The following is an 11934-nucleotide window of genomic DNA, read 5'->3' on the forward strand; positions in this document are numbered from 1 at the left end:
TTACTTCAAAAACCGCCTTGAGAAATCCTGGCGGTTTTTTTGTTTTTCTAGGTTTAGTATTTCAATGGTTTGAAGAGGGTAATTGTCATCTAGGCATAATATTGTTTTGTTTTTTAGATTTAGCCTATATAATCCGCCAAACATTCCTCCAATTAAATATTCTTCTTCAGCTATAATTTCGCAACTTCTTGGATAAAATTTGAAATGTGACCTGCTTTTGCCGTTATTTATTGTTTGTTCAGTATTTTCAAAAGTTGTAAGTCGGGTTATTTCGTTGTTTTTTAAATCAAACAAGCCGTTTTCTCCAATGAGTAATAAACCATCATTTGTTGTGAGTACCTTTCTGATATTCAGATTGTTGATTGTGTCTGATTTTACTTTGCCATTGTGTAAATAAATCTTTAGATCTATATCTTTTTCTGATAATAAAATATTGTTGCCGGCTCTTTCTGATGCGAGCATTAATGTGCTGTCGTTTATAGTGGTATAGGTGCTGATTTCTTGGTGGTAATTGTCTGATAAATTGTGTTTTTCCCAAAACTCAGATAATTCTTTCTTTCTGAAATCAAATTCCAATAAACTGCAGTTTCTCATTTGTAAAACCTCCTGCAAAAAATACAATTTTTGAGAAGTGATTTTGATGTTTTCTGTAGGTATGAGAGGTGTTGTTTCAAAGTGTTTTTTGAAAATGTTTTCAAAATCAAATTGTTCCTTGTGTTCCCAGTTCTTGCCGTTATAAAAGAATAGGCCATTGGGTTGTAGGGCAAATAACGTGTCGTTTCTTGCGCCTAGTTTTATCCAGTTGTTTAATAGTGTGAGATTTTTCTCTTTTGAGATTGATAGACTCAAAGGAGTTACTTTCTCACCAGTTTGTGATGTGATTTTTAGCTTGTTGTTTTTTTTGCCTGCAATGTATAATGTAGAATTAATGTTGATTACAGATTGCACTGAGTCAAAAGCTTTAAATTTCAGTTTAACTAATTGATTGGTTTTGAGATTTATGTAGAAGTAGCGGTATGAAATTTCTGTTTTTGTTCCCGGACTAGTGGTTAATGAATTGATAATATATCCATTTTTATATTTTATGAATTCATTTGAAAATACCCAGCTGTCATTTTTGTAATCAGGAAGTTTTAATGTGAAAGGGCTTTTGTTGTTGTATTTTATGTTTACGTAATTTTCAGCAAATTTTTGCTCAATAATGGTTGTTTTTTCTTGCATTCTCTTGCTTTCTTCATAGCTTCTCTTCCAGTATTCGTGATAATGTGCTATTTCGGAAGTTAGATCAAACATAGTTTTGTTCAGATAATGCCAATAGTTTTTAATTATGATGGTGGATATGTCGTCTGGATGGTGAATGTCCATCATGCTAAAATAGCTGATTAATTCAGGATTCCGATTTCCGTGAATCCAACTGTTTCTGATTGACATTCCCATGCTCATATGTAATGACACTAGTCCGTCTTCCGAAAGATTCTTGATGTGTCTTATGTCTTTTGGGTGTAGCTTTTTGTCAAAATAGGTGTTGCATTCAGTTAGGTTTTTTGGAGCTTGACCAAACGAGTGTAAATTGAAAAGAAACCATATGGAAAGGAAAAGTTTTGCTTTCATTTTGATGTTCTATTTTGTTGTGTCGACGGAAAATGTAAAGATTGTGAATTTATTTCATTGATATATGTGTGATTTCTTTTTTTTAAAACACTAAAATTGTTTAGAATGAATAAAAATAACATAAATAAAGTGTGTTTTTGTAACGAAATACATATTTATAATTGTTATTTAACTTGCTCCCAATTATCTTTGTTGTTCTGATAAAACTATTCAAACAATATGCAAACAAATCAGTTGGATTTTCTGCCCATTTTGATGCAGGTGGGATTAGCAGTAGGTTTCGTGGGAGCTACGATCTTTATTTCAGGATTGTTAGGGCCTAAACGTCATTCAGCCAATAAGGATAAAAATTTCGAATGTGGAATTGAATCTGTTGGAAATGCTCGTGTACCGTTTTCTGTAAAATATTTCTTGGTAGCTATCCTTTTCGTGTTGTTTGATGTGGAGGTTATCTTTATGTATCCATGGGCTGTCAATTTCCGTGAAATGGGAATGGAAGGTCTAGCAAAAATGGGAATCTTCATGGCTTTGCTTGTGGTTGGTTTCTATTATGTGATCAAGAAAAAAGGATTGGAGTGGGAATAAAACGTGAAATTGAGATTTGCGGTCGAAGAATTGAAATCGGAGACCCAATGCCCAAAATCTAAATAATATGAGTGATTCTTCTAAATATAAGATGGCCGATGCTCCGGAAGGTTATGCCGGAGAAGGCTTTTTTGCTACAAAACTAAGTGATGTGGTAGGATTGGCTCGCGCTAATTCACTTTGGCCTTTGCCTTTTGCAACTTCTTGTTGTGGTATAGAATTTATGGCAACTATGGCATCGCATTATGATGTGGCACGATTCGGTTCTGAGCGTATGAGTTTTTCTCCTCGTCAGGCCGATATGCTTTTAGTAATGGGTACTATTGCCAAAAAAATGGCACCCATTTTACGTCAAGTATACGAACAAATGTCAGAGCCTAAATGGGTAATTGCGGTAGGTGCATGTGCTTCATCAGGAGGTGTTTTTGATACCTATTCGGTATTACAGGGTATTGATAAAGTGATTCCGGTAGATGTTTATGTACCTGGATGTCCACCAAGACCGGAACAAATCTTAGACGGAATCATGCGTTTACAGGAAATTGTGAAAAACGAATCGGTACGCCGTCGTAGTTCAGACGAGTATAAAGATTTATTAGGTTCTTATAACATCAAATAGTATGGCTTTAGAGAGCGCTGTAATTCAACAGAAATTAATTGAACAATTTGGGCTAAAAGTGTCTGATTTTGTACAACTACACGATATATTAACTTTTGAAGTGGCACCCGATGCTATTTTAGAAGTTATGAAATACCTAAAAGAAGACGAAGTACTTCGTTTTAATTTTCTAACCGACATTTGTGGTATTCATCATCCTGAATACGCAGAAGAACGCCAATTTGCGGCTGTTTACCATATGCACAATTGGTTGGATAATGTCCGTATTAGAATCAAAAGCTTTTTACCAGCTTCAAATCCGGAAATTGATTCGGTTATCCCTTTGTTTTTAGGAGCTAACTGGATGGAGCGTGAAACCTACGATTTCTTTGGGATCATTTTTAAAGGTCACCCACAGTTGAAACGCATTTTAAATATGGACGAAATGACAGTTTTTCCAATGCGAAGAGAATTCCCGCTTGAAGACGGAGGACGTACTGATAAAGACGACCGTTTCTTCGGAAGAACACAACAAAATTGTTAATAAACCTGAAAACTTTACCCATGTCAGAGTTATTATTACCACCAGAACAACGTTACGCAAACGTCATCAATCAGAGAAGAAATGAAGACGGAAGCGAATTAACTATATTGAATTTAGGACCTACGCACCCTGCTACTCACGGTATCTTTCAAAATATCCTTTTAATGGATGGGGAAAGAATCTTGGATGGGGAAGGAACAGTGGGTTACATTCACAGAGCTTTTGAAAAAATTGCTGAAAATCGTCCTTTTTACCAAATTACCGTATTGACGGATCGTTTGAACTATTGTTCGGCACCAATCAATAATATGGGTTGGTGGATGACGTTGGAGAAAGCTTTAGGTATTGAAGTGCCTAAGCGTGTGCAATACATGCGTGTTGTCGTAATGGAATTGGCGCGTATTGCGGATCATATTATTTGTAATTCGGTTCTAGGTGTTGATACAGGAGCTTTAACAGGTTTCTTGTATGTGTTTCAGTTCCGTGAAAAAATCTATGAAATCTACGAGGAAATTTGTGGTGCCCGTCTAACAACGAATATGGGGCGTATAGGTGGTTTTGAAAGAGATTGGTCGCCGGCCGTGTGGACTAAAATTAATGCGTTCCTTGAAGAATTTCCTGGTGTTTGGCAAGAATTTGAAAATCTGTTGGTGCGTAACCGTATTTTTATGGACAGAACAATAAATGTTGGTCCTATTTCTGCTGAAAAAGCCATGAGTTACGGATTTACAGGTCCTAATTTACGTGCTGCAGGTATCGATTATGATGTTCGTGTTGCGCAACCATATTCTTCTTATGAAGATTTCGAATTTGATGTTCCTGTTGGAAAATCAGGTGACACATACGATCGCTTCTGTGTTCGTAATGCCGAAGTGTGGGAAAGTTTGAAAATTATCAAACAAGCTTTGGCAAAAATGCCTGAAGGCCCATTCCATGCTGATGTTCCAGAATATTACTTGCCTCCAAAAGAGGATGTTTATACTACAATGGAATCTCTTATCTACCATTTTAAAATTGTAATGGGTGAGGTTCCGGTTCCGTTGACTGAGGTGTATCACCCAGTTGAAGGAGGAAACGGTGAGTTAGGTTTCTATCTGATTACAGATGGTAGCCGTACGCCATACCGTTTACATTTCAGAAGACCGTGTTTTATATATTATCAAGCATTTAACGATATGGTTAGAGGTCAGAATCTATCTGATGCTATCGCAACCTTGTCAAGTTTAAATGTTATCGCTGGCGAATTAGACGCATAATGAGTATGGAAAAACATAATTTTAAACAAGAAATCAATATTACTCCTGAATTATTAGCTCGAATTAATGAGCTAACCAGTCATTATCCGGAGGATAAACGCAAATCGGCTTTAATTCCGGTATTACATGAAGTACAGGATGCTCACGATAACTGGTTGAGCTATGAATTGCAGGATAAAGTGGCTGAAATTTTAGGAATTTTACCCGTTGAAGTCTATGAAGTTGTATCGTTTTATACGATGTTTAACAGAAGACCAATCGGTAAATACATGTTTGAATTTTGTCAAACGTCATGCTGTGTAACACGCGGTGTGGAAAATTTAATGGATTACACTTGTGAGAAATTAGGTGTAAAAATTGGTGAGCCAACAGCCGATGGACTTTTCGAAGTGCGTGGAGTAGAATGTTTGGGCGCTTGTGGATACGCACCAATGTTACAGTTAGGTGATTTCTATCATGAAAATCTAACGAAAGAAAAAGTAGACCAGCTTATAGATGACTGTAAAGCAGGTAAAGTAACATTATTGGATAAATAGTGCTATGGGAAAAAAGATATTATTAGACAAAATCAATATTCCGGGTATTAAAACCTATGAGGTGTACCGTCAAAATGGTGGTTACGCTTCTGTGGAAAAGGCGTTGAAACAGATGACTCCCGATGAAGTTACTGAAGAAGTGAAAACTTCCGGAATCCGTGGTCGTGGAGGTGCTGGTTTCCCTGTGGGAATGAAATGGAGTTTTATCGATAAAAAATCAGGTAAACCGCGTCATTTGGTTTGTAATGCCGACGAGTCTGAACCAGGTACGTTCAAAGACCGTTATTTAATGGAATATATTCCGCATTTATTAATCGAAGGAATGATTACGTCAAGTTATGCTTTAGGAGCTAATTTGTCCTATATCTACATTCGTGGTGAATACATGTGGGTATATAAAATCTTGGAAAGAGCTATAGCCGAAGCTAAAGCTGCCGGTTGGTTAGGAAAAAATATTATGGGTTCTGGTTACGACTTGGAATTGTACGTTCACTGCGGTGCAGGAGCTTACATTTGTGGAGAAGAAACGGCCCTTATCGAATCATTGGAAGGTAAAAGAGGAAATCCTCGCATCAAACCACCATTCCCTGCTGTTCAGGGATTATGGCAAAATCCTACCGTGGTTAACAACGTGGAATCCATTGCTGCTGTGCCTTGGATTGTAATGAATACAGGTGAAGAGTATGCAAAAATAGGTGTAGGCCGTTCTACTGGAACCAAATTGATTTCTGCTTCAGGACATATCAAAAATCCTGGCGTTTACGAAATCGAGTTGGGCCTTTCTGTAGAAGAATTTATGAATTCTGATGAGTATTTGGGAGGTATGTTGAACGATCGCCCTTTGAAAGCGTTAGTGCCTGGTGGTTCTTCAGTGCCAATTTTACCTGCACATCTTATTTATAAAACTGCAAACGGTGAAGATCGTTTGATGACCTACGAATCATTATCGGATGGTGGATTCGCAACCGGATCAATGCTAGGATCAGGTGGTTTCATCGTGTACAATGATACGACTTGTATTGTTCGTAATACATGGAATTTCTCACGTTTCTACCACCACGAATCTTGTGGTCAATGTACACCTTGCCGTGAAGGAACAGGATGGTTGGAGCAAATCTTGCACCGTATCGAAAACGGTCACGGTCGTGAAGAGGATATCGAGCTGTTATGGAGTATTCAATCGAAAATAGAAGGAAACACGATTTGTCCATTAGGTGATGCGGCTTCTTGGCCGGTAGCTGCGGCAATTCGTCACTTCAGAGAAGAATTCGAATACCATGTTCGTTTCCCTGAAAAAATTAAAAATAGAGATCACTTTGTTGCTGAACCTTTCGAAAAAGTTAAGCATTTAGTGGCAAAGCAAACAATATAAGTTGAGTTCAAAGTTGAAAGTTGGAAAGTTGAAAAGTCCCAAAAACTTTAAAAACATTCGAACTTTAAACATTCTAACAATATAGAGAATGAAAGTAACAATAGATGGTCAATCGATAGAAGTCGAACCAGGAACAACAATCTTGCAAGCTGCAAGAATGATTGGTGGAGAAGTAGTTCCACCAGCCATGTGTTATTATTCTAAATTAAAAGGAAGCGGAGGAAAATGCCGTTGCTGTTTGGTTGATGTTACCAAAGGTAGTGAAGCAGATCCAAGACCAATGCCTAAACTGGTTGCTTCTTGTGTAACAGGATGTCAGGATGGTATGGAGGTAGCCAGCAAAGCTTCACCTCGTGTGGAAGAAGCAAGAAAATCGGTTACTGAATTCTTGTTGATCAATCACCCGTTGGACTGTCCGGTTTGTGATCAGGCAGGAGAGTGTGATTTGCAAAACCTAAGCTTCGAACACGGAAAATCACAAACACGTTTCATCGAAACCAAAAGAACTTTCGAACCGGAAGATATCGGTCCGAATATTCAATTGCACATGAATCGTTGTATTTTATGCCAACGTTGTGTTCAGGTAGCAGATCAGTTGACAGACAAACGTGTACATGGTGTAATGGATCGTGGTGATCACGCTAATATCTCAACTTGTATTTCCAAAGCTATCGACAATGAAATGTCAGGAAATATGATTGATGTGTGTCCTGTAGGTGCGTTGACTGACAAAACGTTCCGATTCAAATCGAGAGTTTGGTTCAGTAAGCCATATAACGCACATAGAGATTGTGATAAATGTTGTGGGAAAACTACAGTTTGGATGTTTGGTAACGAAATTCAACGTGTTACGGGTCGTAAAGACGAATACCATGAAGTGGAAGAATTCATCTGTAATACGTGCCGTTTCGATAAAAAAGAGGTGAACGATTGGACTATTGAAGGACCTCGTACTTTCGAGAAAACTTCAGTAATCAACCGTAACAAATATGCGCTCAATACTCCAAAAGTGGAAATCAAAACAGAAGACCACATTCTTATCGGACGTGAGCAAGACCGTAAAAAAATTAGTATGGTAGATGTTCCTTTAAAGGACACTGAAAATTCAAAACAATAAGAAATGGACAGTGCAATTATCATAGAAAAAAGTATTTTTATTGTTGCAATATTCGCTATTACCATGTTAATGGCGATGTATTCTACATTAGCTGAGCGTAAAATCGCTGCTTGGCTTCAAGATCGTATCGGTCCAAACCGTGCAGGTAAAGGAGGTATTCTTCAACCACTTGCTGATGGTTTGAAACTTTTCGCCAAAGAAGAGTTTATGCCTGATACGCCTAATAAATTTTTATTCATCTTAGGACCAGCAATCTCTATGAGTATGGCACTTATTACTAGTGCAGTATTACCATGGGGAGATAAGTTGGAAATCGCCGGAAGAACAGTAATTCTTCAAGCTACAGATATTGATGTAGCGTTATTGTACGTTTTCGCTGTTTTGTCTACTAGCGTTTACGGAATCATGATTGGTGGATGGGCTTCGAATAATAAGTATTCGTTAATGAGTGCTTTGCGTGCCTCTTCTCAAATGATTTCTTATGAAGTAGCCATGGGATTGTCAGTAATTGCTTTGGTAATGATGACTGAAACATTAAGCTTAAGTGAGATTGCTGCTGGTCAAAAAGGAATGAACTGGAATGTGTTCTACCAACCGGTTGGTTTCTTAATTTTCTTAGTGTGTTCTTTCGCTGAAACAAACCGAACGCCTTTCGATTTAGCAGAATGTGAGGCCGAGTTAATTGGTGGTCACCACACAGAATATTCATCTATGAAAATGGGATTCTATTTGTTTGGTGAATACGCCGCTATGTTTATTTCATCAGCAATTTTGTCTATCCTTTATTTCGGTGCTTATAATTATCCAGGAATGGACTGGATGGCCGAAAATGCAGGGGTAAATATTGCCAATATATTGGGTATCGTTGTGTTGTTCGCGAAAATCTGTTTCTTCATATTCTTCTATATGTGGATTCGTTGGACTATCCCGCGTTTCAGATACGATCAATTAATGAACTTAGGTTGGAGAATGTTAATTCCTTTAGCAATTGCTAATATTGTGTTGACTGGAATTTTCATTATTATAGCTGATAAATACGTATAATAAAATGTCAATAGATACCATTTCATTATCAGGAAGAAAAAAAGAAGTCTCTAACAAAAAGATGACTTTCTTCGAAAGTTTGTACATAGTTGCCATCGCAAAAGGATTGGTAATTACGATCAAACACTTATTCAAAAGAAAAGTAACCATTAAATATCCGGAACAAAAACGTGAGTTCAGTCCGGTATATCGTGGACAACATATGTTAAAACGTGACGAGCAAGGACGTGAAAACTGCACCGCTTGTGGTATGTGTGCTGTTGCTTGTCCTGCTGAAGCCATTACCATGACGGCAGCTGAACGTAAACCTGGAGAAGAGCACTTGTACCGCGAAGAGAAATATGCTTCGGTATATGAAATCAATATGTTGCGTTGTATTTTCTGTGGTTTATGTGAAGAAGCTTGTCCAAAGGATGCTATTTACTTAACCGAATCGAAAGTAATTGTGAAATCGGCATCGAACAGAGAAGACTTCATCTACGGAAAAGATAAATTAGTAATGCCGCTTGAAATGGCGATTAAAAATTCTAAATCAGTTCACTAATATGTCGTTACTAACTATATTCTATATACTGGCTGCGGTAACTTTAGCTACCGGATTTATGACAGTAATCAGTAAAAATCCAATTCATAGTGCTATTTATTTGGTAATGTGTTTCTTCAGTATTGGAGGGCATTATTTACTTTTTAACGCTCAGTTCTTAGCATTGGTGCATATTATCGTTTATGCAGGAGCAATCATGGTATTGATTCTTTTCACAATCATGTTGATGAATCTTAACAAAGACAATGAACCCATTAAATCCAAAGCCTCAGTATTTGCTGCCATAGTTGCTTTCGGTATTTTATGCTACGTAATGTTGAAAGCTTTCATCAATGCTATGCCTAAGATTGATAACTATCAGTCTAGTGGACAAGATTTTCAATCGATTAAAGTTTTGGGTAAAGTATTGTTGAATGAATACATGGTGCCGTTCGAATTCGTTTCCATCTTGTTATTAGTAGCTATGATCGGTGCGGTATTATTGTCTAAAAAACAAAAAACAGTAGAGTAACATGGGAAATATACTGAATGAGATAGGTATTGAAAATTACATTTTTTTGAGTGTACTATTGTTTTGTATAGGTGCATTTGGAGTATTATACAGACGTAACGCAATCATCATGTTTATGTCAATCGAAATTATGTTGAATGCCGTAAACCTTTTGTTGGTGGCTTTTTCTACTTTACATCAGGATGCAGAAGGACAAGTGTTCGTATTCTTCTCCATGGCTGTGGCTGCTGCAGAAGTAGCAGTGGGTTTAGCAATTCTGGTTTCTATTTTCAGAAATACAGGATCGATTGATGTTGATAATTTAAAGAATTTAAAAGGATAAATACTAATGGAGAAAAATGTAGCTTTAGTATTATTGTTAGCGCCGTTATTCGGATTTCTATTCAATGTTTTTGTAGGAAAGAAAGCTGGAAAAGGTATTGTAGGTGTAGTAGGAACCGTATCCATTTTGGTTTCGTTTCTTGCCACTCTGTTTTTCTTTTCCAAACTTAATGCAAATCCGGGTCAGCCCATAGTGGTAAATTTATTCCAATGGATTACTTTGGAAAAATTCAATGTTGACTTTTCTTTCTTGTTGGATCAGTTGTCGGTATTGTGGTTATTATTCGTAACCGGCATCGGAACTTTAATCCATATGTATTCGGTGAGTTATATGCATGATGACGAAAACATGCACAAATTCTTTGCTTACCTTAATCTATTCGTATTCTTCATGATTACGTTAGTAATGGGAAGCAATTTGTTGATTCTTTTCATCGGATGGGAAGGCGTTGGATTATGCTCGTATCTATTAATCGGATTCTGGTATAAAAACCAAGACTATAATGATGCGGCTAAAAAAGCATTCATCATGAACCGTGTGGGTGACTTAGGTCTATTAATCGGTTTATTCATTTTAGCATTCATTTTCGGTAGCTTGGATTATCACGTGATCGCTGCAAATGCTTCTGATCTTAAAATTATTGCAAATAATGAAGGTTTGATTGCATTAGCGGCACTTTGTTTATTCATTGGTGCAACAGGTAAATCGGCTCAAATTCCTTTATATACATGGCTGCCTGATGCGATGGCGGGACCTACCCCAGTTTCGGCGTTAATCCACGCTGCTACGATGGTAACAGCAGGTATCTTTATGGTGACAAGAATGCACTTCGTATTCGATTTGGCACCACAAGTTCAAGACATCATCGCCATCATAGGAGCAGCAACTGCTGTGTTAGCGGCTTCGATTGGATTGGTTCAAAACGACATCAAAAAAGTATTGGCATATTCTACCGTTTCTCAACTAGGGTTAATGTTCTTGGCTTTAGGTTTGGGAGCTTATGAAGTTGCCGTTTTCCACGTAATCACGCATGCTTTCTTTAAAGCTTGTTTGTTCTTAGGTTCCGGATCGGTAATCCACGGATTGCACGGCGAACAGGATATGCGTAACATGGGTGGTTTGCGTAAAGCAATGCCTATCACTTTTTGGACAATGATGATTTCCACTTTGGCAATCTCGGGTATTTTCCCATTGTCTGGTTTCTGGTCTAAAGATGAAATTTTAATGACAGCCTACCACGGAAATACTGTGTTATGGGTAGTGGGCTCAATCGCTTCTATCATGACGGCTTTCTATATGTTCCGTTTAATGTATTTGACATTCTTCGGAGAATTCAGAGGGACAGAAGAACAGAAGCATCATTTGCATGAAAGCCCAGCTTTAATTACGATTCCATTGGTGATTTTAGCAATCCTTGCTGCAGTAGGTGGATTAATCAGCCTACCTGGGAATAGTTGGTTGAATCATTATTTAGCACCTTTATTCAAAAAAGCTCATGAGGCGCATCATTTGGATGGAACAGCTTATGCCTTAATGGGTATTGCAACTGTAGGAGCTTTAATCGGAATTGGAATTGCTTATGCGAAATACATCAAAAAAGCAGAGGTTCCGGCTAAAGACGAAGATATCAAAGGAATTGCTTCGGTTTTATATAACAAATACTATGTAGATGAAGTGTATGACGCTTTATTTGTTACTCCATTGAAACGATTATCACACTTCTTTAGAAACTACTTCGAAGTAGCGTTCTCTGAAGCGGTCTTCGGATTCGGTAAAATTGCAGCCGCAATGGGAACACAAGGGAAAGCAATTCAAAACGGAAGCATCGGGTTTTACCTTTTGGCTTTTGTTATTGGAGTAGCGTCGATTTTAATTTGTCTATTTTTAGTTTAAT

Annotated in this window: 13 protein-coding genes; 12 read left to right on the forward strand and 1 reads right to left on the reverse strand. The window is 37.5% G+C overall.

The features are described 5' to 3' along the window. Complete coding sequence (locus ACS8MM_RS14730) at positions 1-1611, reverse strand: DUF6794 domain-containing protein (protein WP_379718276.1); 1611 nt, start codon at positions 1609-1611, stop codon at positions 1-3. Positions 1612-1830: 219 nt separating this feature from the next. On the opposite strand from ACS8MM_RS14730, the gene ACS8MM_RS14735 reads away from it, so the two are divergent. The 12 genes from ACS8MM_RS14735 (at position 1831) to nuoL (ending at position 11933) form a co-directional block, all read left to right on the forward strand. Continuing rightward, a complete protein-coding gene (locus tag ACS8MM_RS14735; RefSeq protein WP_379718278.1) occupies positions 1831-2196 on the forward strand; it encodes an NADH-quinone oxidoreductase subunit A in 366 nt (121 codons plus the stop codon). Positions 2197-2263: 67 nt separating this feature from the next. Continuing rightward, entirely contained in the window at positions 2264-2815 is a 552-nt protein-coding gene (locus ACS8MM_RS14740) for an NADH-quinone oxidoreductase subunit B (protein WP_379718280.1), read from the forward strand. Between the two features lies 1 nt (position 2816). Further along, on the forward strand, positions 2817-3338 hold the full coding sequence (locus ACS8MM_RS14745; RefSeq protein ID WP_379718282.1) for an NADH-quinone oxidoreductase subunit C: 522 nt from the start codon (positions 2817-2819) through the stop codon (positions 3336-3338). Positions 3339-3358: 20 nt separating this feature from the next. After that, positions 3359-4594, forward strand: coding sequence for an NADH-quinone oxidoreductase subunit D (locus tag ACS8MM_RS14750; RefSeq protein WP_379718284.1), 1236 nt, complete (start codon positions 3359-3361; stop codon positions 4592-4594). A 5-nt stretch (positions 4595-4599) separates the two neighbouring features. Further along, a complete protein-coding gene (locus tag ACS8MM_RS14755) occupies positions 4600-5130 on the forward strand; it encodes an NADH-quinone oxidoreductase subunit NuoE family protein (protein ID WP_379718286.1) in 531 nt (176 codons plus the stop codon). A 4-nt stretch (positions 5131-5134) separates the two neighbouring features. Continuing rightward, a complete protein-coding gene (gene nuoF, locus ACS8MM_RS14760; protein ID WP_379718288.1) occupies positions 5135-6502 on the forward strand; it encodes an NADH-quinone oxidoreductase subunit NuoF in 1368 nt (455 codons plus the stop codon). Positions 6503-6590: 88 nt separating this feature from the next. Beyond that, complete coding sequence (locus tag ACS8MM_RS14765; RefSeq protein ID WP_379718290.1) at positions 6591-7619, forward strand: 2Fe-2S iron-sulfur cluster-binding protein; 1029 nt, start codon at positions 6591-6593, stop codon at positions 7617-7619. Positions 7620-7622: 3 nt separating this feature from the next. Then, positions 7623-8663, forward strand: coding sequence for an NADH-quinone oxidoreductase subunit NuoH (nuoH, locus tag ACS8MM_RS14770; protein WP_379718292.1), 1041 nt, complete (start codon positions 7623-7625; stop codon positions 8661-8663). 4 nt (positions 8664-8667) lie between these two features. Beyond that, positions 8668-9207 (forward strand): NuoI/complex I 23 kDa subunit family protein, encoded by a 540-nt coding sequence (locus ACS8MM_RS14775; RefSeq protein WP_379718294.1) that lies wholly within the window; start codon positions 8668-8670, stop codon positions 9205-9207. A 1-nt stretch (position 9208) separates the two neighbouring features. Then, positions 9209-9718: an NADH-quinone oxidoreductase subunit J family protein gene (locus tag ACS8MM_RS14780; protein WP_379718296.1), complete on the forward strand. Its 510-nt coding sequence runs from the start codon at positions 9209-9211 to the stop codon at positions 9716-9718. 1 nt (position 9719) lies between these two features. Next, on the forward strand, positions 9720-10040 hold the full coding sequence (gene nuoK / locus ACS8MM_RS14785; protein WP_379718298.1) for an NADH-quinone oxidoreductase subunit NuoK: 321 nt from the start codon (positions 9720-9722) through the stop codon (positions 10038-10040). Positions 10041-10046: 6 nt separating this feature from the next. Next, positions 10047-11933: an NADH-quinone oxidoreductase subunit L gene (gene nuoL, locus ACS8MM_RS14790; protein ID WP_379718300.1), complete on the forward strand. Its 1887-nt coding sequence runs from the start codon at positions 10047-10049 to the stop codon at positions 11931-11933. Position 11934: the final 1 nt, after the last annotated feature.

The sequence above is a fragment of the Flavobacterium sp. MAHUQ-57 genome, from assembly GCF_051908335.1.
In the GTDB taxonomy this organism is placed as follows: domain Bacteria; phylum Bacteroidota; class Bacteroidia; order Flavobacteriales; family Flavobacteriaceae; genus Flavobacterium.